23 protein-coding genes are annotated in these 24,532 nt (G+C 72.9%); 12 read left to right on the top strand and 11 right to left on the bottom strand.

Going from position 1 to position 24,532, the window contains the following annotated elements:
* Positions 1 to 21: 21 nt before the first annotated feature.
* Positions 22 to 957 carry a LysR family transcriptional regulator gene (locus tag Dfulv_RS18910; RefSeq protein WP_259865292.1) on the bottom strand — a complete coding sequence of 312 codons (936 nt, stop codon included), beginning with the start codon at positions 955 to 957 and terminating at the stop codon, positions 22 to 24.
* Between the two features lie 70 nt (positions 958 to 1,027).
* On the opposite strand from Dfulv_RS18910, the gene Dfulv_RS18915 reads away from it, so the two are divergent.
* A complete protein-coding gene (locus Dfulv_RS18915; protein ID WP_259865293.1) occupies positions 1,028 to 1,903 on the top strand; it encodes a dihydrodipicolinate synthase family protein in 876 nt (291 codons plus the stop codon).
* 84 nt (positions 1,904 to 1,987) lie between these two features.
* On the opposite strand, the gene Dfulv_RS18920 is transcribed toward Dfulv_RS18915, so the two are convergent.
* The 5 genes from Dfulv_RS18920 to Dfulv_RS18940 form a co-directional block, all read right to left on the bottom strand.
* Positions 1,988 to 2,392, bottom strand: coding sequence for a PLD nuclease N-terminal domain-containing protein (locus tag Dfulv_RS18920; RefSeq protein WP_259865294.1), 405 nt, complete (start codon positions 2,390 to 2,392; stop codon positions 1,988 to 1,990).
* A 65-nt stretch (positions 2,393 to 2,457) separates the two neighbouring features.
* Entirely contained in the window at positions 2,458 to 3,399 is a 942-nt protein-coding gene (locus Dfulv_RS18925; RefSeq protein ID WP_259865295.1) for a GH12 family glycosyl hydrolase domain-containing protein, read from the bottom strand.
* Positions 3,400 to 3,515: 116 nt separating this feature from the next.
* Positions 3,516 to 4,940, bottom strand: coding sequence for a serine/threonine-protein kinase (locus tag Dfulv_RS18930; RefSeq protein ID WP_259867758.1), 1,425 nt, complete (start codon positions 4,938 to 4,940; stop codon positions 3,516 to 3,518).
* Positions 4,941 to 6,300: 1,360 nt separating this feature from the next.
* Positions 6,301 to 6,903: an MBL fold metallo-hydrolase gene (locus Dfulv_RS18935; protein ID WP_259865296.1), complete on the bottom strand. Its 603-nt coding sequence runs from the start codon at positions 6,901 to 6,903 to the stop codon at positions 6,301 to 6,303.
* Positions 6,904 to 6,929: 26 nt separating this feature from the next.
* Positions 6,930 to 8,168, bottom strand: a complete 1,239-nt coding sequence (locus tag Dfulv_RS18940; protein ID WP_259867761.1) for a DUF2252 domain-containing protein — start codon at positions 8,166 to 8,168, stop codon at positions 6,930 to 6,932.
* A gap of 205 nt (positions 8,169 to 8,373) precedes the next feature.
* On the opposite strand from Dfulv_RS18940, the gene Dfulv_RS18945 reads away from it, so the two are divergent.
* From Dfulv_RS18945 to Dfulv_RS18980, 8 genes are all read left to right on the top strand, one after another.
* On the top strand, positions 8,374 to 8,994 hold the full coding sequence (locus Dfulv_RS18945; protein WP_259865297.1) for a DUF4178 domain-containing protein: 621 nt from the start codon (positions 8,374 to 8,376) through the stop codon (positions 8,992 to 8,994).
* Position 8,995: 1 nt separating this feature from the next.
* A complete protein-coding gene (locus Dfulv_RS18950) occupies positions 8,996 to 9,481 on the top strand; it encodes a DUF2617 family protein (RefSeq protein WP_259865298.1) in 486 nt (161 codons plus the stop codon).
* Positions 9,478 to 9,906 carry a DUF4247 domain-containing protein gene (locus Dfulv_RS18955; protein ID WP_259865301.1) on the top strand — a complete coding sequence of 143 codons (429 nt, stop codon included), beginning with the start codon at positions 9,478 to 9,480 and terminating at the stop codon, positions 9,904 to 9,906. The genes Dfulv_RS18950 and Dfulv_RS18955 overlap by 4 nt, the downstream gene beginning before the upstream one ends.
* A 5-nt stretch (positions 9,907 to 9,911) precedes the next feature.
* Complete coding sequence (locus Dfulv_RS18960; protein WP_259865303.1) at positions 9,912 to 10,334, top strand: DUF350 domain-containing protein; 423 nt, start codon at positions 9,912 to 9,914, stop codon at positions 10,332 to 10,334.
* On the top strand, positions 10,334 to 11,101 hold the full coding sequence (locus Dfulv_RS18965) for a hypothetical protein (protein WP_259865306.1): 768 nt from the start codon (positions 10,334 to 10,336) through the stop codon (positions 11,099 to 11,101). Before Dfulv_RS18960 ends, Dfulv_RS18965 begins: the two co-directional genes overlap by 1 nt.
* The gene (locus Dfulv_RS18970; protein ID WP_259865308.1) at positions 11,098 to 12,621 is read left to right on the top strand and encodes a polyamine aminopropyltransferase; all 1,524 of its coding nucleotides are present in this window, start codon (positions 11,098 to 11,100) and stop codon (positions 12,619 to 12,621) included. The genes Dfulv_RS18965 and Dfulv_RS18970 overlap by 4 nt, the downstream gene beginning before the upstream one ends.
* 2 nt (positions 12,622 to 12,623) lie before the next feature.
* Positions 12,624 to 13,313 (top strand): hypothetical protein, encoded by a 690-nt coding sequence (locus Dfulv_RS18975; protein ID WP_259865310.1) that lies wholly within the window; start codon positions 12,624 to 12,626, stop codon positions 13,311 to 13,313.
* Between the two features lie 88 nt (positions 13,314 to 13,401).
* Positions 13,402 to 14,019, top strand: a complete 618-nt coding sequence (locus tag Dfulv_RS18980; RefSeq protein WP_259865311.1) for an L-threonylcarbamoyladenylate synthase — start codon at positions 13,402 to 13,404, stop codon at positions 14,017 to 14,019.
* A 28-nt stretch (positions 14,020 to 14,047) separates the two neighbouring features.
* Here Dfulv_RS18980 and Dfulv_RS18985 read toward each other — a convergent pair whose 3' ends face one another.
* The 4 genes from Dfulv_RS18985 to Dfulv_RS19000 form a co-directional block, all read right to left on the bottom strand.
* Complete coding sequence (locus tag Dfulv_RS18985) at positions 14,048 to 15,877, bottom strand: helix-turn-helix domain-containing protein (protein ID WP_259865312.1); 1,830 nt, start codon at positions 15,875 to 15,877, stop codon at positions 14,048 to 14,050.
* A gap of 203 nt (positions 15,878 to 16,080) precedes the next feature.
* The gene (locus tag Dfulv_RS18990; protein WP_259865313.1) at positions 16,081 to 17,076 is read right to left on the bottom strand and encodes a UbiA prenyltransferase family protein; all 996 of its coding nucleotides are present in this window, start codon (positions 17,074 to 17,076) and stop codon (positions 16,081 to 16,083) included.
* 191 nt (positions 17,077 to 17,267) lie between these two features.
* Complete coding sequence (locus Dfulv_RS18995) at positions 17,268 to 17,804, bottom strand: phosphoribosyltransferase family protein (protein WP_259865314.1); 537 nt, start codon at positions 17,802 to 17,804, stop codon at positions 17,268 to 17,270.
* Between the two features lie 4 nt (positions 17,805 to 17,808).
* Positions 17,809 to 18,636 (bottom strand): ATP-grasp domain-containing protein, encoded by an 828-nt coding sequence (locus Dfulv_RS19000; protein WP_259865315.1) that lies wholly within the window; start codon positions 18,634 to 18,636, stop codon positions 17,809 to 17,811.
* Positions 18,637 to 18,808: 172 nt separating this feature from the next.
* On the opposite strand from Dfulv_RS19000, the gene Dfulv_RS19005 reads away from it, so the two are divergent.
* Both Dfulv_RS19005 and Dfulv_RS19010 read left to right on the top strand, forming a co-directional pair.
* A complete protein-coding gene (locus tag Dfulv_RS19005) occupies positions 18,809 to 20,548 on the top strand; it encodes a VanW family protein (protein ID WP_259865316.1) in 1,740 nt (579 codons plus the stop codon).
* Between the two features lie 46 nt (positions 20,549 to 20,594).
* The gene (locus Dfulv_RS19010) at positions 20,595 to 21,116 is read left to right on the top strand and encodes a DUF3592 domain-containing protein (protein WP_259865319.1); all 522 of its coding nucleotides are present in this window, start codon (positions 20,595 to 20,597) and stop codon (positions 21,114 to 21,116) included.
* Between the two features lie 19 nt (positions 21,117 to 21,135).
* On the opposite strand, the gene Dfulv_RS19015 is transcribed toward Dfulv_RS19010, so the two are convergent.
* Positions 21,136 to 23,559 (bottom strand): GcvT family protein, encoded by a 2,424-nt coding sequence (locus Dfulv_RS19015; RefSeq protein ID WP_259865320.1) that lies wholly within the window; start codon positions 23,557 to 23,559, stop codon positions 21,136 to 21,138.
* On the opposite strand from Dfulv_RS19015, the gene Dfulv_RS19020 reads away from it, so the two are divergent.
* Complete coding sequence (locus tag Dfulv_RS19020; protein WP_259865323.1) at positions 23,558 to 24,502, top strand: NAD(P)/FAD-dependent oxidoreductase; 945 nt, start codon at positions 23,558 to 23,560, stop codon at positions 24,500 to 24,502. The two genes, Dfulv_RS19015 and Dfulv_RS19020, sit on opposite strands and share 2 nt — an antisense overlap.
* The last annotated feature ends 30 nt before the right edge of the window (positions 24,503 to 24,532 follow it).

Raw genomic sequence — 24,532 nt, forward strand, 5'->3', positions numbered from 1 at the left:
CCGGGCGCCCGGCCTGACCCGTCACCCCGCTCCGCTCCGCTCCGGCACCCCGTCCGCACCCACCCCCTCCCCGGCGCTCCCGCGTTGATCATGTACTTGTGGTGGGGTGCCGAGGGACTCGGCGAAGGCGGACACGGCGGGGTGGCGGGCGGCGCCGGCGCGGTACGCGAGGCGGGTCCGGCGGCGGGTCTCCAGCGGGGTCAGCACCACGCCGTCCGGGAGCGGCGCGGCGGCCAGCTCCGGCACCAGCGCCACGCCCTGACCGGCGGCCACGAACGTCAGCACGGTCACGAAGTCGTCGGCGTGGTGGCGCACGCGCGGGGTGAAGCCGGCCGCCTCGCAGGCGCGGACGGTCATCGTGTGGCACAGCGTGCCCGGGCTGGCGAGGATCCACGGCTCGTCGCGGCAGGCGGGCAGGTCGCGCGGGCGCGTGCCGGCGATGAAGATCGTCTCGTCGAGCAGCGGCACGGTCTCGAGGGCCGGGTCCGGCTCGATCGGCACCAGGTCGTAGTCGTGCACCAGGGCCACGTCGAGCGTGCCGTCGCGCAGCTTCGGCGGTACCACCGCCGGGTCGAGCTCTTCGACGCAGAGGTCCAGGCCGGGGTGCGCCCGGCCGAGCGCGACGAGCGCGGGCGGCAGCAGGGTGCGCATCGCGGTCGGGAACGCGCCGATGCGCAGCGGCCCGGACAGGCCGGTGCGCGTGGCGGCGAGCGCGGCGGTGGCCCGCTCCAGCGCGGCCAGCACGTCCTCGGCGTGCGTGACCAGCACCCGGCCCGCAGGCGTGAGCGCGACCCGCCGGCCGGTCCGTGCGAGCAGCGCCGCGCCCGCCTCCCGCTCGAGCGCGGCGAGCTGCTGGGAGACGGCGGACGGGGTGTAGGCGTGCGCCTCGGCGACGGCGGCGATGGTGCCGAGGTGGGCGAGGTCGCGCAGCAGGCGCAGCTTCCGGACGTCGAGCATCAGTTCAGCTTACGGTCAACGGTGCGAATGTGAACTGGACCTGTCGCTCGGCCTTCGTCAGGCTGCTTGTATGGACCTTTCCGGGATCTTCGTACCGCTGGTCACGCCCTTCGCCGCCGACGGCTCGGCCGACCTGGCGGCCCTCCACGACCTGGCCGCGTCCGTGCTCGACGCCGGCGCCGCGGGGCTCGTCGCGCTCGGCACGACGGGGGAGCCCGCGACGCTCACCGCCGCCGAGCGCGAGGACGTGGTCGCGGTGTGCGCGAAGTTCGGCGTGCCGCTGCTCGTCGGCGTCGGCGGCAGTTCCACCGCCGCCTGCGCCGAGGCCGTCCGGGACCTGCCCGCCGGGACGGCGGCGATGGTGGTCGTGCCGCCCTACGTCCGGCCCGGCGACGCCGGTGTGCTGGCGCACTTCCGCGCGGTCGCCGCCGCCTCGCCGGTGCCGGTCGTGGTCTACCACGTCCCGTACCGCACCGGGCAGGCGCTGACGACGGAGACGCTGCTCGAACTCGCGGCGATCCCGAACGTCGCCGGCATGAAGCTCGCCGACGGCCCGGTCTCCGGCGACACGGTCGCGTTCCTCGGCGCGGCACCGCGCTCGTTCGCGGTCCTCGGTGGCGACGACGCGGTGATCTCGCCGGTGCTGGCGCTCGGCGCGCACGGCGGCGTGCTCGCCTCGGCGCACGTCGCGACCGCGTCGTTCGTGGCGCTGTTCGAGGCGTGGCGCGACGGCGACGTGGACCGTGCCCGGGCGCTGGGCCACCGCCTGGCCGCCCTGGCGGCGGCCCTGTTCGCCGAACCGAACCCCGCGGTGATCAAGGCCGTGCTGCATGCGCAGGGGCGGATCCGCACCCCGGCCGTACGGCTGCCGCTCCTGCCGGCGTCACCGGGAGCGCTCGCCGCGGTGGCACGTTTCCGTGATGTGACGGGTCCGCTGAGCTCCTGACGTTCATGCCATCGCAGTGAGCGACCACTCCACCCCTGGCGTCAGGCCGGTCACCACCGCGGTGACCGGCCTTCGCCATGAGTGTCACTGGTCCGGCTTCTCCTGCTCCCGCTTGCGCAGTTCCTCCTCGCGGCGGCGCAGGTCGGCCTCCCAGCGGCCCAGCAGGTCCTGGTCCTCGCGCCGGCTCTGGGCCAGGCCGCGCAGGAACTCGGGATCGTCGTCCGGCGCCACCGTCGTCCGGGGCCGGGTGGCCTCGGGGAACCCGTTGCCGGCCCGCCAGGCGGCCCCGGCGCCGGCCCGCACCTGCTGCGGGCGCCCGGCGACGAACCACGCGATCCAGCCGACGGGCGAGAACAGCAGGATGATAAACACCCAGGCGATCTTGGGCAGGTTCCGTACCTCGTGCTCATCCGTTGACAGGCAGTCGATCAACGCGATCACGAGCACGACGAGATCGATGAGGAAGAGCAGTCCGTAGAGGCGAATCACGCCGGACATCATGCCGGACCGCGGCCCGGTTGTCCGTCCCGGCCGTCACTTCGTCCGCCGTCCCGTCATCGGCCCGTCGGGCTCGGGCAGCGGGGTGCCGCGCTCGTCGGTGGTGCCTGGGTCGACGGTGCCTTCGACGGTGCCTTCGACGGTGCCTTCGACGGTGCCTTCGACGGTGTCTTCGACGGCTGGGGCCGGGTTCCGGCGGTCACCGTCGCGCCGAACGTCGTGACGCCCAGGCCTGTGCCGCCCACCCACGGCTCGAAGCCGGCCTGGATGCTCGTCAGGTACCACGAGGCGGTCACCTTGCTGCGGGTCCTGACGTCGTCGACGAAGCTCAGGACGTCGACGTTCCACGACGTGAGCGGGGACCGGGCGACGTACGAGACCACGGCACTCGTGCCGTTGAAGCCGGACCAGACGTCCCACGAGCGGCCGCCGATGGTGGTCGTACCGACCTTCGAGCCGACCGGATGGATCGGGCCCCGCTTGGCGAACCAGATCATGAGCTCCTGCCGGTTCGTCGTCCGCCCGTTGGGTGCCGGGTCGAGCCAGATGTCGTAGCTGACGTTGTAGATGCCGGTCGCCGGATACGTGAAGGTCGCGTTGCTCGTCGCGCGGCCGATCCTCGCGAGCTGCATCGGCAGGGTCGTGCCCGGCGAGCAGGTGCCGTAGTGGCAGCCGTAGTAGACGGCCGTGTATGCCGCGGGCGCCCCGTTGGTCGCCTTGTGGTGGTCGGCGGTGATCGCGAAGCCGGTGCCGGTCACCGCGATGCACTGCTCGGTGGCGGCGCCCCAGCGGTTGTTCATGACGATGTAGCGGTCCTGGACGGTGGTGGTGCCGTACGCGTCACAGATCCGGGCGGCGGCGTGTGCGGCGCTGCCGCCGGCGGCAGGGAGCGCGGCGCTCCCACCGATGGCGGCGAGTACGGCGTTCCCGCCGACGGCGGCGAGCGTGGCGGTGAGCGTCAGGCCGGCGGCCGTCAGCGCGCGCGACAAACGGGTCATGCAGGTGCTCCTCGGCGCTGGTCGAGCGCCGTGGGAGCGCTCCCGCCGAGAGGCTAGGGCATGTTTGCGCTGCTACGGAAGCAAAGATGCGATGTTGTTGCGAACGGCGTCGGCTGTCAGGATTGTGCCGTCTGGCACCGTGCCCCGTTCAGATGGAACGTGTCGGGGATCCGGTCTGCGTGCTGACCGTCGACGTTGACGCCGACGTCGTTCACCGCGGCGCCGGCCGTCAGGTCGGTGTGTCCGGGCAGCCCCGACACCGTGACCTGGGTGCCTTCCTGCTGCCACGTGCCGTTCCAGGCGGAGTCCGCCCGCACCTGGCCGTCCAGGTCGAAGGTGAGCGCCCATTCCCGCAGGCCGGACCGGCCGGTGTTGCTGACCGACAGCGCGACGGTCGCGCCGTCCGGCCAGGCGTTCTTCACCTGGTACGAGACCGTGCACGTCGACGGCGGGGCGGTGCCGACGGCCGCGCCGCCCGGGTCCGCCGTGCCGGTCGGTGACACCGCCGGGCGGGGCGACGCGGGGGACCCGACCGACCACTGGGCCGCGTCCGGGGTGCGGGACCGCAGGACACCGAGGGCCGCGGCCGTTCCGGCGACGCCGACGAGCACCGCCACCACCGCCGCTCCGGCGGTCACGGCGTGCCGCACGGGCCGGCGGCCCCGGCGCGGGCGGCCCGGCGTCACCGCGAACTCCCGTGTGCCGTCCCGGGACAGGTCCCGGGTCCACTCCCGCGTCCCCGACGCTCCCGGCAGTCGCACCGTGTCGTCGGCGGCCGGCGGGGGCGGGACGCGGACGTCGACGGCGCCCACCCGTACACCTGCGAGAACGGCCAGTCGCTGTGCGATCGCGGCCGAGGACGGGCGCAGGCCCGGATCGGTGGCGAGGCAGTGCTGGTAGATCGCGGCGACCTCCAGGGGCATCCGCGGGATCAGTGGCAGCGGCGTGGGATCGGGGTCGTCGTGCAGGAGGCCGAGGCGGGCCGGCTGCGGGATGCTGCCGGTGAGGGCCGTGAAGAGCACGACGCCGAGCGCGTAGACATCGGCGGCGGGGCCGGTGCGGCGCTCGGGTGCGAGGTACGGCGACCTGGCGGGCAGCGGCGCGGCCGTGCCGAAGTCGACGACCTTGACGCCGGTGTCGGTGAGCACGACGCTGTCGGGCGTGACGGCGCCGTGGGTGAGCCCGCGGGCGTGGCCGGCCGACAGCGCGGCGGCGACGTAGGCGCAGATCTCGACCGCGCCGCGCCACGACAGCGGACCCCGGGCGAGCCGCGCGGCGAGGGGCGTGCCGTCGACGAGCTCGGCGACGACAAACGGCTCCCCGGCGTCGACGCCGTAGTCGTGGACGGCGCTGACGTTGGGATGGTGCAGCAGCCCGGCCGCCTGCGCCCCGGCCCGCAACCGTGTCTCGTCATTCGGCTGCGCGGCGAGCAGCTTCACGGCGACTCGGCGCCGGAGCACCTCGTCGTGCGCACGCCAGACGGAGCGCTTGTCGTCGATGGGTTCGATCAGCCGGTACCGACCGGCCAGCAGCCTGGGCATGTCAACCACGCGAAAAGTATGCCACCGGCATTCCGGCACAGATCGGGTCAAAGGTGATCTTCGATCATCGCGCGCGACGACGGTGACCGTTTTCGCTCACCCGTCGGATGCTCTCCTTCATGATCCGGAAGAGTTCGCGCCGCCATTCAGCGCAAAGTCTTCCGGATCATGGCGGATCCCTTGCACCTTCATGATCACGAAGACTTTGCGCAGCTCTGGAGCCTGTCGCGTAATTCGCTGGGACAGCGCCGGCGGCCCAACTACGCGCCGATCTTGGAGTTGTGGCGCCATGAACCTCCGAATTTGTCCGGGTTTGTCAAGGACCACAACTCCAAGATCGGCGCGGTTGTCGGGGTTGACGCGCGAGGGATCCGAATTGCGCAACAGGCTCTCTGGATGTCATAACCCTTCGTGATCATGGCGACCCTGTCCTCGGCACTGAACGAGCTGCCTGGCGTCGAGGGTGGCCGTGGTGGCGGGGGATGGTCGTGGCGGTCATGGTCCGCGCGTCTCGCCCGGTGCTCCCATGTCCGGCGGAGCTTCGAAGTCACCGCGTCGGGGCGCGTGTCTCGTGCCGCGCTCGCGGTGGCCAGTCTCCTCGTGTTCAGCGGTGCCGTGTTGGCTGCGTGTCCTCGTGTCCGGCGGTGCCGTGTTGGCTGCGTGTCCTCGTGTCCGGCGGTGCCGTGTCGGCTGCGTGTCCTCGTGTCCGGCGGTGCCGTGTCGGTCGCGTGCCCTTGTGTCCAGCGGCGCCGCCTGATCTGGTGGGTCTCTCGTCAGTCGGCGCTGCTGTCTGGCGTGGTGGCCCCCTCGCCGGCCGGTGCTGCTGCCGGGCCTAGTGGTTCCTTGTCGCCCAGTGGTGCTGCCGGGCCTAGTGGTTCCTTGTCGCCCAGTGGTGCTGCCTGGCGTGGTCGTCCCTCGTGTATCACGGTGCCGGCCGCCTGGCGAGCGGCGCGCCCTCTGCCACACGTTCATGATCGCGAAGGGTTACGACACCCAGGGAGCCTGTTGTGCAATTCGGATCCCTCGCGCGTCAACCCCGACAACCGCGCTGATCTTGGAGTTGTGGTCCTTGACAAACCAGGACAAATTCGGAGGTTCATGGCGCCACAACTCCAAGATCGGCGCGTAGTTGGGCCGCCGGCGCTGTCCCAGCGAATTGCGCGACAGGCTCCAGGGTTACCGCAGATCATGAACGTGTGGCGCTTCGGCGTGATCCGGAAGACTTGGCGCCGCTATTCGGCGCGAACTCTTCCGGATCATGAAGCAGGCCGGGCCGCGCCGACCTGCGCAGATCGGTCGGCGCGACGAGCACTAAACCGGCGGGCGGTGCGGAGCGGGTGCCATCCCGTCCGGTGGAGGGTCAGAGGGAGCGGGCCTCGGCGCCGATCGTCGTGTCCGGGCCGTGGCCGGTGTGCACCACCGTCTCCGGGGGGAGGGTCAGCAGGCGTTCGTGGATCGAGCGCAGGATCGTGGGCTTGTCCGAAAATGATCGGCCCGTCGCGCCCGGGCCGCCCTGGAACAGGGTGTCGCCCGAGAACACCACGCCCAGTGCCGGGGCGTGGAGGCACACCGCGCCGGGGCTGTGGCCGGGAGTGTGCAGCACCGTGAGGTCGACGCCGGCGACGCTGAGCGTCTGGCCGTCGGCGAGGTGCGTGTCCGGCTCGACGTCCGGGTGCTTCATGTGCCACAGCACCAGGTCGTCGGGGTGCAGCAGCATCGGGGCGCCCGTGCGCAGTGCGAGCTCGGGCGCCGCGTCGATGTGGTCGTCGTGGCCGTGCGTGCAGACGATGGCCCGCAACCGCCGGCCGCCCAGCGCGTCCAGGATCGCCCCGGCGTCGTGGGCCGCGTCGATCACCACGGCCTCGTGGTCGTCGCCGACGATCCACACGTTGTTGTCGACGTCGAAGGTTTCGCCGTCGAGCGAGAAGGTGCCGGAGGTGACGAGTCGGTCGATGCGGGCCATACCCCCCAGCCTAGGCCCGCCCGACCCTACAGGCCCGGGAACCTCCCGTTGCGGAACAGGTCGACGAAGATCTGGTGGTCGGCGCGGGCGCGGGCGCCGTACTCGTGGGCGAAGCCGACCAGCGACGCGACGAAGCCCGGCACGTCCCGGTCGATCGCCGCCACGATCGCCTCCTCCGTGGAGAAGTCCACCAGGTCGTGGCTGGACTCGTCGTCGGCGACGGAGTGCATCCGGGCGGTCGCCCGGCCCAGGTAGCCGGTGACGCTGGTGAGCTCGTCCAGCTCGTTGACGTCGCTCCAGTCGAGGTCCGCGGCGTAGGGTGAGACCTCCGCGACCACCTGTCCCACGTCCCGGAGCACCGTGTGGCCCGCCCACGCGTCGGCGTGGGCCTGCAGGGCGCGCTGCGACTCGCTGGTGCGGTGGCCCTGGTGCTTGAAGTAGCCCTTCACCCGCGGGTCCGTGATCCAGCGTGACACCGCCGGGGTCTGCCCCTGCTTCATGTAGATGACGACGTCGTTCTCCAGCGCCTGCGTGTGCCCCTCGAGCAGCAGGTTGTAGGACGGCAGGCCGGCCGAGCCGATGCCGACGCCCTTGCGCATGACGACATCCTTGATCTTGTACTTCTCCGGCCGCTCGGGGTCCCACGAGGGCAGCGTCGGCAGGTACGCCGCGAACGCCGATTCGACCTCGGCCCGCATCTCCGCGTCGACGGGGTAGACACCGTCCGCCATCATGAACCGCCGGTCGTAGTCCACGAGCACGGTCTGCTCGTCCAGCAGGGCGACGCGCGTGTTCAGGCGGGCCCGCTGCAGCACGTCCCGCAGCACGCCCTCGGTGGTGTCGAGCGTGAGCGACCCGATCGCCTCCTCGCCGCCCGCGGCGATCGCCCGCAGCTCCGCGACGTACGTGTGGGCGTAGCCGGTGACCAGTTCGCCGATGACGTCGTCGGAGAGCGCCTTGGCGTAGCCGATCAGCGCGATGCTCGCCGCGAACCGCTTGAGGTCCCAGATGAACGGGCCGACGTAGGCCTCGTCGAAGTCGTTGACGTTGAAGACCAGGATGCCCTCGGAGTTGAGGTACGTGCCGAAGTTCTCCGCGTGCAGGTCACCGTGGATCCACACGCCGGAGGTGCGCTCGTCGAGGAACGGATCGGGCTGCCCGTGCACGTCGGCGTAGAACACGCACGCGCTGCCGCGGTAGAACGCGAACGGTGAGGCGGCCATCTTGCGGAACTTGCGCCGGAACGCGGCCGGGTCCACGGCCATCAGTTCGCCGAACTCGGTCACAAGGACGTCGACGAGCTCATCGGCCCGCTGCTGAGTCTCAACCACTGATCAAACGTATGCAGCGGGTCGACGGTTCGAACCGGGGATGCCCGAAACCTGACCGAAAGCCGTTGCGCCGTGCCAGACGTGCGCGGACTTGCTACATTCAGCGGCCAGTCGGATCTTCGAGCCGAAGGAACCCCCCTTGAACACCGGCCTGGTACTGCTCGTCGTGCTGCTGCTTGTCGTCGTGGCGGTGCTCGTCGTCGTCCTGCTGCGCCGCCGTACACCCGCTCCGGCTGCTCCGGCCGGACCGCGGGACCCGTTCCGGGACACCGGCGAGGACGTGCTGCGCGGCGACCCGCGCAAGCTCAAGGCCGGTGACCTCGTCGAGATCCGCGGCACGACCTATACGGTGCGTGGCAGCCTGCACTACACGGAGCAGTCGTGGGGCTGGACCGAGCACCTGCTCGACGACTCGACCGGCGGCCGCAAGATGTGGCTCTCCGTCGAGGAGGACCCCGACCTGGAGTTGTCGCTGTGGCACGAGGTGCCGTCGGCGACCGTGACGCCCGGCCCGGCGACGATCGACTTCGACGGCCGGCGCTACAAGAAGGACGAGTCCGGGACGGCGAAGTTCGTCTCCAGCGGTACGACCGGGCTCAACGGCTCCGGCACCGCGAAGTACGCCGACTACGAGTCCGGCGACGGCGCGCTGCTGTCGTTCGAGTCCTACGCCGGGCCCGGCGAGCCCGACAAGTGGGAGGTCGGCCACGGCGAGCCGCTCACGCGCGCCGAGGTGCGCGTGTGGGCGCAGGGCGGCTGACGTGCTCGTCACGCTCGACACGCCGTATATCGACACGACGGCGGCCGACCTGCGGTTCGCGCTCGGCCTGCCGCCCCAGCCCGCGCTGCGCACGCTGAGCGTGGCCCTGCCGGGCGGCGAGGAGGTCGTGCTGCGGCTGCTGGGCGCCTCGCACCAGGTGCGCTTCCGGGACGTCGACGAGACGGTCGCCTGCCTGCCGTCGCTGTCGGCCGGGCTGCCGTCGGCCGTCACACGCCCCGGCTACCGCTTCACGGCCGCCGTCCGCGCGCTGCCGCCCGACGAGTTCGCCGCCGCGTGCGACGAGCTTCGCCGGCGGGCGCGGGCGGAGGAGCACGCCCTGGCCGGGGCCTTCCCCGGCGCCCGCGACGCGCTCACCGTGCTCGCCGCGCGACCCGTCCCCGGGGGCGCCGGCTGGTGGACCGCGCACGCCTACCCGCAGACCGGTGAACTCGTAACGACCGAGACGGTGGTGACACAGCGACGATGAGACGCATCTGGTACGTGATGGCCGCCTGCCTCGGCGTGATCGGCCTGTTCATCGGCGGCCTCACGCTGTTCTCCGGCAGCTTCTCGCCCCGCTCGTACGTGTCGAAGCACTACCAGCGGGCGGCGGTGCGGGACATCGGCACCGACGCCCGTGCCTACGTCACCACCAAGTCCCCGACGCGCGTCGCGAACGAGATCACCGGCGCCTGGAAACCGGCCGGCCGGTACGCCGACGGCACGGGCATCTACCTGCGGTACTCCAAGGACTCCGTCGTCCTCAAGCCCAACGGCACCGGCACCCTGATCCTGGTGGAGCCGCTGCGGACCGCCTACAACCGCTACTCGGGCACGGTCGGCGGCAGCGGATGGGTCGGGCGCGGCGACGGCAACAGCGGCCGCGGCGGCGGCCCCGGCACCGGAAAGTAGTCGACATGCTCGAACTCGTCACCGACCTGGCGATCACCCTGGGCTACGCCGCGATCGGCATCGTGCTCATGGCCATCGGCGCCGTGCTCGTCGACGTCGCCACACCGGGCTCGCTGCGGCACCTCATCTGGGTCGACCGCAACACCAACGCGGCCATCCTGCTCGCCTCCAACCTCGTCGCCGTCGGCACGATCACGGTCACCGCGATCGTCGCCAGCAACGGCGATTTCCTCCAGGGCATCGGCTCGACCGTCGGCTACGGCCTGGTCGGCCTGCTGGTGATGACCGTGGCGTTCATCGTCGTCGACATGGCCACCCCCGGCAAGCTCGGCGAGCTGCTGGTGCATCCCGAGCGGCACCCCGCCGTGTGGATCACCGCCGCCGTCCACCTCGCCGTGGGCGCCATCATCGCCGCGGCGATCCTCTGATGGCCGCACCGCCCGCCGACAAGGCGAAGCCCGCCGGGCCCGCGACACCGGGGTCGACGAGCAAGGTCAAAGAGGGCGTCTGGATCGCCGTCGTGGTGGTCGTCGGCATCTGCGTCGCGGCGTTCTTCGTCGGCGGTGACAACGACCCGGTGACCGCCGCCGACCCCATCGACGTCAACACGGTCGTCGCCGACCTCGACCGCGCCGCCACCGCCCACGGCATCTGCTACGGCTGGCAGCTGCTCGACTCCTCCAGCCCGGTCAGCACCGGCTCCAACCTCGGCGCCGGCAAGCGGGTCACCGACAACCCGGAGCAGTGCCCGAAGTACATCGAGGTCCACGGCAGGTACCGCTACTACCCGGACAGCAGCGAGTCCGAGGACTACGCCACCTACAGCATCGCCACGAACCTCAGCAACGCGAGCCACCTCGACGCGAGCGCGTTCGACCGGCTCGGCGCGGGCACGTCGCGGCTGCTCGACGACCCGACGTCGACGATCCTCGACGCGGCCCAGGCGCTGCCGCTGCTGGCCCAGGAGGCCGGGGTCGCCACCGGCGCGGTGCCGGCGCCCAGCGCCAGCGGCACCCCCGCGCCGCTGCCGAGCGCCGGCAACGACTTCTGGCGCGACCGCTGGGTGCTGCTGCTCGTCACCGGCGTGCTGCTGGCCGGCGCCGTCGTCACGCTCCTGCTGGGCATCCGGTCGTCGCGGCGGATCAAGCGCGGCGAGGAGACCGACCCGTTCGCGAAGACGGCCGCGAAGCAGTGACGCGGTTGCGCAGGACCGCGGTCCTGCTGGCGGTCTTCGTGTGCGCGGCGTGCGGCCTGGTCTACGAGCTCGCCCTGGTCGCCCTGGGCAGCTACCTGATCGGCGACACCGCCGCGCAGGCGTCGATCGTGCTGGGCGTCATGGTGTTCGCCATGGGCATCGGCGCGCTGGCCGCCAAGCCGCTGCAGAAGCACGCACTCGTCGCGTTCGCCGCGATCGAGCTGCTGCTCGCCCTGTTCGGCGGCCTGTCCGTCCTGGCCCTCTACGCCGCGTTCGCCTACCTCGACCTCTACGCCCCGGCGCTGGTCGCGATGGCACTGCTCCTCGGCATGCTCATCGGCGCCGAGATCCCGCTGCTCATGGTGCTGCTTCAGCGCATCCGCCAGCAGGACGCGGGCAGCGCCGTCGCCGACCTGTTCGCCGCCGACTACGTGGGCGCCCTGCTCGGCGGCCTCGCGTTCCCGTTCCTGCTGCTGCCGGTGTTCGGCCAGCTGCGGGGCGCGCTGGTGGTCGGGGTCGTCAACGCCGTCGTGGGCCTGGCGGTCGTCCTCACCGTGTTCCGGCGCGACCTGGTGCGCCGGTCGATGGTCTCGCTCACGGCCGCGGCGGTCGCCGTGCTGGCGGTGCTCGGCGCGTCGTACGCGCTGTCGCAGCGCTTCGAGGTGACCGCGCGCCAGGAGCTGTACGCCGACCCGGTCGTCTTCGCCACGCAGAGCCGCTATCAGGAGATCGTCCTGACCCAGTCGATCGACGGCGCCGACGTGCGGCTGTTCCTCAACGGCGACCTGCAGTTCGCGTCCAGGGACGAGTACCGCTACCACGAGGCCCTGGTGCACCCGGTGCTCGCGGGCGCCCGGCGCGACGTGCTGATCCTCGGCGGCGGCGACGGGCTGGCACTGCGCGAGGTGCTGAAGTATCCGGACGTCGGGTCGGTCACCGAGGTCGAGCTGGACCCGGCCGTCGTCGAGCTGGCCCGCACCGACCCGCGGCTGAACAAGCTCAACCAGGACGCGTTCAGCGATCCGCGCGTCCACCTGCTCAACACCGACGCGTTCGCCTGGCTCCGCGACGAGACGCCGAAGTTCGACGCGATCATCGTCGACATGCCCGACCCGGACGAGACCGCGACCGCGAAGCTGTACTCGGTCGAGTTCTACACCATGGTGAAGAAGGCCCTGGCACCCGGCGGCCGGGTGGTGGTGCAGTCGGGTTCGCCGTATTTCGCCCAGCGATCGTACTGGTGCGTCGGCGCGTCGATGGCGGCGGCCGGCCTGACCGCGGTGCCGTACCACGTCGACGTGCCGTCGTTCGGCGACTGGGGCTTCTTCCTCGCCGCCGCCGACGGCCCGGCGCCGCAGCTGCGGCTCGACCCGCCCACCCAGCTGCGCTTCCTCGACGCCGACGTGCTGCGCGCCGCCACGGTGTTCCCGGCCGACCGCCGCCGGGTCGACGTCCCGCCGTCGACGCTGATGGAGCCGCGGATCCTCGAGTACGCCCGCGAGGAGTGGAAGGGCTACTGACGGTGCCGACCCTTTGCGTGCGGTGCGGCGCCCCCGGTTATCCGGTCCCGGGCGACGGCCCCGGGCCGTGCTGCGCGCGGCACGGCGGTGTGCCGTCGGCCGCGGAGGTCGCCGCCCTCGTCGCCGGGGCGGGACCGCGCCGGCCGGCGTGGTGGTGGCGGGTCTGCACCTGGCTGTTCGTCGCGGTCACCGTCATCCACATCGGCCTGCTCGCGGTGCACATCCGGGTCCTGCGCCGGGCGGTCGCGGTCGCCGAGCGGTTCGTCGAGGACCCCGGGGCGATCACCCACCCCGACGTGGCCGCCGTGCTCGACCTCGCGCAGTTGCTCGCGAACGTGCTGCGGGACGGGTTGTGGGTGTACCTCGTGCTCTTCGTCCTGTGGTTCGCCACCGTCGGGCGGGAGGCCACGCGGCTGGGGCACGACCGGCACGCCGTCCTGCGGCACTGGACGTACCACCTCTGGCGCATCACCCTCGTCCCGCTGATCGTGGCCGTGGTGCTCGCCGGCCGGGTGCTGCCCGACGACGCGGACCCTGCGGCGTTCCGGGACGCGGTCGTCGCCGCCGGCACCACCGCGACCGCGTTCAACGCCCTGCGGATCGTCGCGCTCACCCTGGTCGTGGGGTACGCCGTGGTCGTGTGGCGGCGGCTGGGCGCTACCCGTCGCCGTGGCGCATCCACCGTTCCGTGAACTCGCGGCACTGGCCGACCGTGTCCGGCCGGATCAGCCACAGGCCTCCCGATCCGTCATGAGCCCTTCCTACACGTACGCTTTGCGGGTGGCCAGGTACTTCGACGTGCACCCGGACAATCCCCAGTCGCGGCTGCTCAACCAGATCGTGACGCTGCTGCGCGACGACGGGCTCATCGCCTATCCGACCGACTCCTGTTATGCGCTCGGGTGCCAGTTGGGCAGCCGGCCCGGGCTGGAGCGCATCCGGGACATCCGCAAGCTCGACGACCGGCACCACTTCACCCTCATGTGCCGCGACTTCGCCCAGCTCGGGCAGTTCGTGCAGATCAGCAACTCGGTCTTCCGGCTGGTCAAGGCGGTCACCCCGGGCAGCTACACGTTCATCCTGCCGGCCAGCCCCGAGGTGCCACGCCGGCTGCTGCACCCCAAGAAGCGCACCGTCGGCGCGCGCATCCCGCAGCACACGGTCACCCAGGCGCTGCTGGCCGAGCTCGGCGAGCCGCTGGTGTCCAGCACGCTGCTGCTGCCCGGCCACGACGACCCGATGACGCAGGGCTGGGAGATCAAGGAACTGCTCGACCACCAGCTCGACGCCGTGATCGACGGCGAGTGCGGGACCGAGCCGACCACGGTCGTCGACCTGTCGACCGACGAGCCGGAGATCCTGCGGGTGGGCGCCGGCGACCCCTCCCGCTTCGAGTAGCGACGCCACCCCGCCGGCCGTGGCGGCCTCAGGCGTCGAAGTTGATCAGCACCGGTTCCTCGGTCAGGACCAGCTCGCCACCCGCGGGCAGGCGCTTGCTCGTGCCGTCGAGGCGGGACAGCTCGGCGGCGCCCGGGTCGGTGCGCATCGTGGCCGTGCCCGTGTGGACCCAGCGGATCACCGCGCGGCGGCGGCCGAGCGGGGTGTCGACGGTGAACTCGCACTGCCAGGCGTTGACCGGCAGGTTCACCGCCGGGCCGTGGCCGCACGAGCGGATCTCCGCGGCCGTGAGCCAGCGCTTCAGCTGGGCGACGGCGAGACCGGCCGCGGTCGGCTGCCCGCCGTCGGCCTGGAGCACGATCGGGATCTTCGTGCCGCCCCAGTTGTAGAAGTACATCCGCTCGAGGTTGACGTTGCGCGCAAGGAGCCCGACCAGGAAGAACCGCACCGCGTAGTCGCGTGCCTTCACCTCGTCGAGCGAGCCCTGGAGTGGGATGGCGTACGTCGTGCCGGTGTTCCACAGCGGCGGGTGCACGCCGGCCTCGTGGAAGGTCCGGTCGACGAGCCCGGTCAGCTCCAGCATCGTCTCCGGCGGGTCCTCGGCCGTGCGCTGGTGCAGCTTGATCCCGGCGACGTCGCAGTGGTCGTAGCCGCCCAGCTCGGCGAAGCGGCGCAGCACCCGCTGCGCCTCCGCGGTCCACAGGTTGCCCATGCCGGGGCAGACGACCCTCGCGAGCGGGTCGGCGGCCCGGATGATCGTGCTGGCCCGGCGGGTCATCTCGACGAGGGTCTCGACGCTGCCCGAGTACAGGCGGGCGTCGTTGGCGAAGACCCACACCTCGTACGCCTCGATCCGGCCCCGGTACCGCTGGGTCAGCGCCCTCATGTACGTGTCCCAGTCCGCGAGGTCGTCGGGTGGGGCCGACCGCGCGTCCTCCGGGTAGACCGAGCGCCGCCCGCCCGGCGCGGCCCAGCCGGGGGTGCCGCCCGCGACGTACAGCACCGGTAACCCGGCGTGCTCGGCACCGGCGACGAGGCGGTCCAGGACCGACCAGTCGAAGACGCCCTTCGCCGGCTGGATCTGCGCCCAGCGCGTCTCGCTGTCCCACAGCCGCAGGGCGCCCACGGTGAAACCGGGCGTGTTCCCGGTCGAGCTGTTGACGGTGACCCCGAAGAACGACGGCGACACCGGTGCGGGCGGCAGCGTCCACGTCGGGCCGCTGATCCACTGCGGGTTCGCCGACGGGTCCGGCTTCGACGGCGCGGCGGGGGAGCGGATCACCACCGTGGTGACCACGACCGCCACCAGCACGGCCACCGCGGCGGCGGCCAGCGCATACAGGCGCCGCAGTCCGGCCTTGACCGGCAAATCCTGCAAATCCTGCAAATCCAGCAAATCCGGCGGGGACGGCGGTGCCGGTGGGGAAAGCGGCGCCGGCGTGGCCGGGACGTCGGCGGCCGGCGGGACGGTGTTCTCCTGTGCCGGGCCGGGCGCCGTGTCCTCGCCGGCCGCGCCGGGTCCGGAGTCCTCGCCGGTCGCGGCGGGCCGCTCGGTGTCCTCGCCGCCGCTGACCAGGGCCGGCGTCTCACGTACCGCCACCGTCCACACCGCGTAGAGCCGGTCCAGCTCGGCCGGGCTCGCGCCGCAGGCCCGGGCGATCCGCTCGACGGTCCCGAACTCGTGCGGCACCGCCTGGCCGGCGCAGTACCGGTGCACGGCGGACTTGCTCGCGTTGACCTTTCGCCCGATCCAGGCATAACTGAGTCCGCTGCGTTCCTTGAGGTCGGTCAGCAGCGCGGCGAGATCCCCATGGTGCTGGTGCATCGCCGTCTTCTCTCCCAGGGTCGCTGCGGCCACGGTGGCGGCATCGTACCGGTCGAGAGTGACGAGCGTCCCGGGGCACAGGCATTCGTGCTGGTCAGGACGAGAGACGCTGTCCCAGCGTCCCGGATGTGCGGCCCGCTCTAGCCTCCGCGGCGCTCGCGTTGGCAGACTTCCGCCGCTGGTCGGCACGAGGTGACCGGAGGCGAGGGAAAACGGGGGTCGCCGGTCGCCGGGTGTCAGGCCACGCAGGCGAGGAGGAAGTCGGCGGCGGGCACGGCGAACGCCGCCGACACCACCGCCATCCGCGCGATCGACGGCCGGAGGGTGAGCAGCGCGTAGACGAGCACGAGGACCGGCGCGGCGGCGTCCTGCAGCGGCCACGCGGCGCGGGTCACCAGCAGGCCGAGGTGGCAGGTGGCGAGCCAGACGAGCACCGCGGCGGTCCACAGCGCGAACCCGAGCCGGTAGCAGCCCTCGGGGGTCCACCGCACGGCGCTGGTCGGGTCGCCGGCCGCCCGGTCGGCGTCGACGTCGATGACGGTCGTCGGGAGGTACAGCGCGGCGCCGAGCAGCAGCCCGAGCAGGACCATCACCGACGGGTACTCCAGCGGCGACCGGTGCAGCGACCAGCCGGCGAGCGGCCCGAGGACCCCGACGGTCAGGGCGTTGACCGCCACGTCCGCACCGGCGCGGGCCTTGAGCCGCCACGGCGGGGCGCTGTAGAGATACCCGAGCAGCAGGACGAGCGCCGTGCCGGCGAGCGCCCACCAGCCCGCGACGGCGGCGACGGCGAGCGCCGCGACCGTGCAGCGGCGGGCCCAGCGGGCCAGCTCCGCCTCGGTGATTGCGCCGGTGACGAGAGCTGCCGTCGCCTTGCGCGGGTTGCGCCGGTCGCTGGGCAGGTCGTGCAGGTCGTTGACGGCCAGCACGGCGCCCCAGACGAGCGGTCCGAGCGCGACGAGCAGCGCCACCGTCGCGGGCGTGACCGGCGGCAGCCAGGCGCGGGTGGCGAGCACCGCGCCGAGGTAGGCGCCCGCCCACCCGAGGGGCCAGAACCACGGCCGGGTCAGGTGCACGACCGTCCACACCGGCGCGACGGCCGGGAACCGCCCCACCAGCCGTTCCCGGACCGCCGCCCCCGGCAGGCCGGCCGCCCCCGTCCGGCCCGGCACCCGCGGAAGATCCTCGTTCCGCGGCCGGTCCGCCGTCCGGCCGCCCCGCACCTCACCCACGACATCGACGCTAGGCAGCGCGCGGCCCGGCGAACTCCCGCGCCGGAGCCACCGCCCTCCCTCGCGCGGGGGAGCCCGGACTTGAGTGTGATCGGCTCAACTTCCGGGAAGGCTGTCGGCGGCTGCGCGGCCTGCCCGGTTCGCGCGGGACGGCCGTTCGGAGGATCACGGTGCCGGAGCGGCTGGCCGGCTCACAGGTCGTCGGCGACCAGCAGGGACCGTAGGCCCAGGGCCTCGCGCAGCGGGGTGTCGCCGGGCAGGTCGTCGACGACGCAGGCGGTGCCGAGCCACTCGGCCCCGATCTCGGCGACCATCTGCCGGGCGGCGTCCGCCTGCGCGCCGCTCTCGATCCAGTCGTCGACGCAGAGGACGCGGTCGCCGGGCCGGATCAGCGCCCGGCGGAAGCTCAGCAGCGCGCCGCCCTCGTGGTACTCCGGCGGGAGGCGCCGCCACAGGTAGGCGGTCGAGTGCAGGGCGGCCCGGTCGTTCTTGCGCAGCTCGACCAGGCCCACGCCCAGGTGGGCGGCCACCAGCGCGCCGAGCAGCGTGCCGCGGGACACCGGGCCGATCACGACGGTGGGCGTGCCGGGCACGAGCGCGGCGAGCGCCGGCGGCAGGTCGCGCAGCACGACCGGGTCGCGCCACCACTCGGTCACGTCGGCGAAGACGACGTCGCCACCGCCGCGCCAGTGGAAACCGACCCGCAGCCGGTCGAGCAGCGCGGCCACGGCGTCAGAAGCCGAGCACCGGCGCGGGCTGCCACCGCCAGCGCGGCGCGCAGTCCGGGTCGTTGGCGGCCAGGACGGCGCGCAGGACGCCGTCGGGGTCGCAGCTGTAGAGTCCGGAGCTCCATACGTTGTTGACCTCCAGCACCGCGAACTGGCCGGACTCGGTGCGGCCGATGTCGATGACCGCCGTCGGCGGCACGTCCTCCTCCGGCAACTCGGCCAGCATCATCGCGACGAACGCCGCGGCCTCGTCGTGCCACGACGCCCGGTGCATGCGCAGCGACGGGCTCCACTCCTCGCCCTCGACGAGATACGGCGACCAGGCGACCGGCTGGCGGCCGATGGTGAAGGCACGGTACTCCGAGGCGAGGTCGAGCCAGTGGTCCATGATGATCAGCGTGCTGGTCGCCGGGAGCCGCGCGGTCCGCAGCCGGTTGCGCAGGTCGTCGGCGTTGCGGACCCAGGCGGCCGAGAACGCCGGATGTTTCTCGTCGGCGAGCTTGGCGACCGCCGGCCGGGGGCCGACGAGGTCGGGCGCCTCGCCGACGCTGACCAGGCGGACGTCGCGGCCGGTCACGTCGCGCGGCAGGCCGGCGAACCAGGCCGGGTCGGCGCCGTGCAGCCGGATGTCGGCGCCCGCGGCGATGAGCGTCGTCAGGTAGCCGCCGGCGGCTCGCCAGGCGACGCCGTCGGCGGAGTGCAACCCGGTGACCTCCGCCGGGTCGCCGGGCAGGTGCGCGACCGGCAGGCCGATCCGTTGCGCGGCGTGCGTCAGCGCCGCACTCGCCTCGGGCGAGCGCACGCGCATGGCCAACGTCCGGTACTGACGCACCCTCACATCCTGCCAGCGAGCTCGGCCAGTGTCCTTCCCACCCACCCGAGACGGCACATCGGCGCATCTTGAGCGGTGTCCGGGGTGCACGAACCGGAATCGCCGTGACACGTAGGGGGACATTGAGCGCGACCTGTGCCATGAAAAGGAATAAATCGGGCAGTGTAACGGTATGGCTACCGAGCTTCGAACCCGCCCCGTCGTCCCGCCGGTCGTGCGCCGCGCGCGGGTGCGGCGGCGCCGCCGGCTGGTCGTCGCCGTGGCGCTGCTGGTCGTCGCGCCGGGCGGGGCCGCGGTGAGCACCTACGCCGGCGACGTCGACCGCGGGGTCCACGTCCTCGGCGCCGACCTCGGCGGCCTGTCCCGCGCGGACGCCGAGGCGAAGCTGCGCGCCAAGGACACCCGCGGCCCGGTCGACGTGCGGGTCGGCACCGAGCGCACCACCATCGACCCGGCCGCCGTCGGGCTGCGGCTCGACGTCGAGGCCACCGTCGACCGCGCGGTCCGGGTCACGCCCGGCCCGTTCGAGTGGCTGCACGGCGGGCGCGAGGTCGAGCCGGTGGTCCACGTCGACGCCGAGCGGCTCTACGACGCGCTCATGGTCCACCTCGGCCCGCAGGGCGACGCCCCGGTCCTGCCCGCGGTCCGGTTCGACAAGCTCCGCCCGGTCCCCGTCCACCCGGTCAGCGGCCGCGGCCTCGACCGCCGGGCGGTCGCCGGCATCGCCGAGCGCGGCTGGCTGCGCGGCGGGCCGATCGGCTTCCCCGTCGTCGACCTGGTGCCGAGGACGAGCCGGGAGGAGGTCGACCGCCTCGTCGCCGAGCTCGCGACCCCGGCCGTGGCGGCGCCGCTCGTGCTGGTCACGCCCCGCGGCGAGGTCACCGTCCCGGCCACCGCGATCGCCGCGGCGCTGCGCATGGAGTCCGACGCCGACGGCCGCATCGAGCCCACCATCGACGCCGCCGCCCTGCGCCGGGCCGCTCCCGCCGTGTTCGCCAAGGTCGAGATCCCCGCCACCGACGCCGCGTTCCGGATCGTCGACGGCAGGCCGGTCGTCCAGCCGCAGACCGACGGCCAGCAGGTCGACCTCGCGCCGGGGCCGATCCTCGCCGCGCTGCGCGGCACCGCGACGCCCCGCCGGGTCGAGGTCGGCTTCGTCCCGGCCACGGCGAAGACGACCACCGCGGAGCTGGCGAAGCTGGGCGTGGCCGAGCGGGTGTCGACCTTCACCACGAAGTTCGCGCCCGGCCAGCCGCGCGTGGTCAACATCCGGATCATGGCGGAGGAGCTGCGCGGCGCGCTCGTGCGCCCGGGCGAGACGTTCAGCCTCAACGAGCACGTCGGCGAGCGATCCCGCGCCAAGGGCTACGTCGACGCGCCCGGCATCGAGAACGGGAAGATCAAGAATTCGCCCGGCGGCGGGGTCTCGCAGGTCGCCACGACCCTGTTCAACGCCGCCTACTACGCCGGGCTGGAGGACGTCGAGCACCGGCCGCACAGCTACTACTTCGACCGGTACCCGGCCGTCATCGAGGCGACCGTGGTCTACCCGTCGCTCGACCTGCGGTTCCGTAACGACGGCGGCACCGGCATCCTCGTCGACACCGCGACCACCGACTCCTCGATCACCGTGACGCTCTACGGCACCCGCCGCTTCGACGAGATCACCACGCAGTACGGCCCACGCACGAAGGTCGTCCAGCCGAAGACGGAGTACCTGCAGGAGGAGGACTGCAACCCCACCGACGGGGAGCCGGGATTCCAGCAGGAGGCCTTCCGGGTCTTCAAGAAGGACGGCAAGGAGGTCCGCCGGCAGCGGTTCTTCTGGCGGTACGACCCGGAGCCGCATTTCGTGTGCGGCCCGCCCCCGCCGACGCTGTCCCCGGCGGGCGAACCCATGCCTGTCGGGTAGGCGGCGGGTCGGGTGCGGTGTGGATCGAGGACCGCATACTGGGGTCGTGGCTGGTCGGCGGGAGCGGGATCGGTGGGCGTCCGGAACGCGTCCGGAGACTCCCGGGCGGTCGGCGCCGCGCGGGCCGGGACGCTGGGCGCGGGCCGGCTTCGACCGGAAGAGCTGGGTCGCGGTCCTGTTCGGCGTCGTCCTGGGGGTTGGGCTGCTCGTCATCGGCATCGACGCGTGGCACGACCACCGCGTGCTGCAGGCCCGCGGTGTCGTGACGACCGGGCAGATCGTGGCGGTCCGCACCGGCAAGGCCGTGTACCTGACAGTGCGGTTCGCGACGGCCACCGGCGAGAGGATCACGGCCGACGTCACCAACCCCTCCACGAAGACGAAGCGCGAGGTGGGAGCGCCGATCTCGCTGCGCTACGACCCGGAGGATCCGGCCGGGCGGGTGGCCGACGCCGATGACGACAGGGCCGTCCAGTCGCGATGGCTCCTCGTGGTCGGCGGTGCCGGGCTGCTGACGGCGATCGGCTGGGCGACGCTGTGGCGCCCGTTCCGGCTCGACACGCGGTGAGCCGGAACGGGGCACCGCGTCAGGCGCGGACCCGGGCGCTCGCCGGGTCGTAGAAGGGCCGGAGCGAGGCCCGCGCCGGGTACACCGAACCGGCGATCTCCACGGTCAGCTCCCCGCCGTCCAGCCACGCCTGGTCCAGAGCGGCGTCGCCGGCGTCGAGCATCGCCAGCCCGACCGCGCCGCCGAGCGTGTGCCCGTAGGAGGCGGCCCGCACGTAGCCGACGTCCCGGCCGTCGCGCCGCACGACCTCGCCGTGGTGCAGCACCGCCTTCGGGTCGGTGACCAGCACCTGCACGAGCCGCCGGGTGAGCGGGCCGGCCGCCTTGCGGGCGAGGACCGCGTCCCGGCCGATGAACGCGGGCTTGTCCAGCGCGACCGCGAAGCCCAGCCCGGCCTCCAGCACACCGTCGGTGTTGTCGATGTCGTGGCCGTAGTCGCGGTACCCCTTCTCCATCCGCAGGCTGGCGAGCGCCTTGAGCCCGGCGTGGCGCAGGCCGAACTCCGCACCCGCGGCGACCAGCCGGTCGTAGACGTGGACGGCCTGCTCCGCCGGGACGTACAGCTCGTAGCCCAGCTCGCCGACGTAGGTGATCCGCAGGCACAGCACCCGCGCGTAGCCGATCTCGATCTCGTGTGCCCCGCGGAAGGGGAACGAGACGTCGGAGGAGGAGACGGCGGCCAGCAGCGACCGGGACGCCGGGCCCTGGACGTTGATCTGCGCCCAGCCCGACGTCACGTCGGTGACGAACGCGTGCCGGTCGCCGATCCGCCGGCGCAGCCGCGCCTCGACGTGCCGGTGGGCGGTGTCGGAGGCGACCACCCAGAACCGGTCCTCGTCGAGCATCGTGACGGTCAGGTCGGCCTCGATCGTGCCGCCCTCGTTGAGCCACTGCGTGTAGGTCACGGTGTCCGGGTTGGACACGCGGTTGGCGGACAGCTCCTCCAGGACCGCGCCCGCGTCGCGCCCCTGCACCAGGAACTTCGCCATGAACGACAGGTCCATGAGGATCACGCCCTCGCGTGCCGCCCGGTGCTCGGCCGCCCACTGCTCGAAGTAGTCCGGGCGGCCCCACGACAGCGACAGCGGGCCGGGGAAGCCGTAGACGTCGGGCATCTCCCAGCCGGAGACGTCCCGCAGGTACGGCCGGTGCACGGCGAGCCGGTCGTGCAGCGGGGACCGCTTGGCGTCGCGCGCCGACTGCATCGGCAGGCCGGGGAAGTGCGTCTGGTAGACCATGCCGAGTGCCTCGACGGTCCGCTCCGCCCGGTACTGCCGGTTGCGCTGGTACGGCCGCAGGCGGTCGATGTGCATGCCGGTCACGTCGACGTCGGGCCGCCCCTCGGCGATCCAGTGCGCGAGCGCCTGCCCGATCCCGCCACCGGTGAGGATGCCGATCGAGTTGAGCCCGGCCGCGACGAAGTAGTTGCGCAGCTCCGGGGCCTCGCCGAAGATCGGCGCCAGGTCGGGGGTGAAGCTCTCCGGGCCGCAGAAGAAGGTCCGCACGCCGGCCGTCGCCGTCACCGGGATGCGTGCCATCGCCGCCTCCAGGTAGGGCGCCATCCGGTCCCAGTCCGGCGGCAGCGTCCCGAACGAGAAGCCGTCGGGCACCCGGTCGACGCTCCACGGCGCGGCCCTGCCCTCGAACAGCCCGACCATGAGGCCGCCGGTCTCCTCCCGGAAGTACCCGTAGGCCCCCGGGTCCTCGAGGACCGGGAGGTCGGCGGTGACACCTTCGATCGGCTCGGTGATGAGGTAGTAGTGCTCGGCGGCCTGCAGCGGGATGCTGACCCCGGCCTCCTCGCCGAGCTGGCGGGCCCACATGCCGGCGCAGTTGACCACCGTCTCGGCCTCGACGTCCCCGAACGGCGTCCGCACCCCGGTGACGGTGTCCCCGCGGCGGAGCACCCCGGTGACCGGCACCCCCTCGCGGATCGTCGCGCCCCGCATCCGGGCGCCCTTGGCCAGGGACATCGTCACGTCGACCGGGTTGGCGCGCCCGTCGTCGGCGACGTAGAACCCGGCGAGCACGTCGTCGGTCCGGGCGAGCGGGAAGAGGGAGCGCACCTCGGCGGGGGAGATCTCCGCCACGTCGACGCCGCAGTGGCGGTTGAACGCGGCGACCCGGCGGTACTCCTCCAGCCGTCCCGGGTCGGTCGCCAGCTCGATGAACCCGCATTGGCGCAGCCCGGTCGAGAGACCGGTCTCCGATTCCAGGCTCGCGTACAGGTCCCGCGTGTACTGTCGCATCCGCGTCGAGGTCTCCGACAGCGAGCCGAAGGTGACCATGAGACCGGCCGCGTGCCAGGTGGTGCCGGCGGTCAGCCGGTCCCGCTCCAGCAACAGCACGTCGGTGACGCCCTGCCGCGCCAGGTGGTAGGCGACGGAGGTGCCGATCACGCCCCCGCCGATGATGACGACGCGGGCCCGTTCAGGGAGGTTCATGACCAGCAGGGTAGTGGTCGTCGGAGCGGGAATCGCGGGGCTCGCCTGTGCGCGTCTGCTGATCGAACGCGGACTGGACGTCCGTGTCCTGGAGCGGGGCGAGGTGCCCGGGGGACGCCTGGCCAGCCCTGAGGTGGACGGCCGGCCGGTCGACCTCGGCGCCGCCTACTTCACCGTCAGCGACCCGGCCTTCGGCACGGTCGTGGCCGGCTGGCACGAGCGGGGTCTCGTCCGGCCGTGGACGTCGCGTTTTGCGGTGTACGGGCCGAGCCCGCACTCCCCGGACTCGCCGGGCCCGCAGCGCTGGTCGGCGCCGGGCGGCCTCGGTTCGCTCGCCGCGGATCTGGCGGCCGGCCTGCCGGTGGAGTACGGCGTGGCCGTGCGCGACCTCGCCGGGCTGGGCGACGCCCGGGTGGTCCTGGCGATGCCCGCCCCGCAGGCCGCGGCGGTCCACCGGCCGGCCGCCGCCGTCGCCGTCGACCAGGACTGGCAGCCGTCGCTCGCGGTGGCGCTGCGCTACCCGGCACGCTGCTGGCCCGACTTCGCGGGCGCCTTCGTCAACGACCACCCGGTCCTGATCACCGTCTGCGACGACGGGGACCGCCGCGGGGACCGGGCTCCCGTCCTCGTGGCGCACACGACCCCCGGCTACGCCTGGGAGGACGCCGCCGCGCAGGTCGAGGCCGCCGTCCGGGAGGTGCTGCACCTGCCGTCCGCAGGGGCCGTCGCCGCGGTCCGGCGCTGGCCGCACGCCCGGCCGGCACACCCGTACAGTTCCGGCTTCGCGAGCGTCGAAGGCGTCCTCCTGGCTGGTGACGGGTTCGGCCGGCCCCGCGTCGAGGCCGCCTGGCACTCCGGGCGGGCGGCGGGCCGGGAAATCTCAGGGAAGATCTCCGGGACGGAGTCTGCGAAAAAGCCGTCAACCGGGGACGCGCCGAGGTAGCCTCGTGGGCGCCAACGCTGTTGATATGTC

Origin of the sequence: Dactylosporangium fulvum (assembly GCF_025137375.1) — a bacterium.
Taxonomy (GTDB): Bacteria; Actinomycetota; Actinomycetes; order Mycobacteriales; family Micromonosporaceae; genus Dactylosporangium; species Dactylosporangium fulvum.

Bases quoted from the DNA above. Each gene is read 5' to 3' on its own strand.
- Dfulv_RS18910 (WP_259865292.1), bottom strand. From the start codon at position 957: ATGCTCGACGTCCGGAAGCTGCGCCTGCTGCGCGACCTCGCCCACCTC.
- Dfulv_RS18915 (WP_259865293.1), top strand. From the start codon at position 1,028: ATGGACCTTTCCGGGATCTTCGTACCGCTGGTCACGCCCTTCGCCGCC.
- Dfulv_RS18925 (WP_259865295.1), bottom strand. From the start codon at position 3,399: ATGACCCGTTTGTCGCGCGCGCTGACGGCCGCCGGCCTGACGCTCACC.
- Dfulv_RS18930 (WP_259867758.1), bottom strand. From the start codon at position 4,940: ATGCCCAGGCTGCTGGCCGGTCGGTACCGGCTGATCGAACCCATCGAC.
- Dfulv_RS18935 (WP_259865296.1), bottom strand. From the start codon at position 6,903: ATGGCCCGCATCGACCGACTCGTCACCTCCGGCACCTTCTCGCTCGAC.
- Dfulv_RS18940 (WP_259867761.1), bottom strand. From the start codon at position 8,168: ATGGCCGTGGACCCGGCCGCGTTCCGGCGCAAGTTCCGCAAGATGGCC.
- Dfulv_RS18955 (WP_259865301.1), top strand. From the start codon at position 9,478: ATGAGACGCATCTGGTACGTGATGGCCGCCTGCCTCGGCGTGATCGGC.
- Dfulv_RS18960 (WP_259865303.1), top strand. From the start codon at position 9,912: ATGCTCGAACTCGTCACCGACCTGGCGATCACCCTGGGCTACGCCGCG.
- Dfulv_RS18965 (WP_259865306.1), top strand. From the start codon at position 10,334: ATGGCCGCACCGCCCGCCGACAAGGCGAAGCCCGCCGGGCCCGCGACA.
- Dfulv_RS19005 (WP_259865316.1), top strand. From the start codon at position 18,809: ATGGCTACCGAGCTTCGAACCCGCCCCGTCGTCCCGCCGGTCGTGCGC.
- Dfulv_RS19020 (WP_259865323.1), top strand. From the start codon at position 23,558: ATGACCAGCAGGGTAGTGGTCGTCGGAGCGGGAATCGCGGGGCTCGCC.
- Dfulv_RS19015 (WP_259865320.1), bottom strand. From the start codon at position 23,559: ATGAACCTCCCTGAACGGGCCCGCGTCGTCATCATCGGCGGGGGCGTG.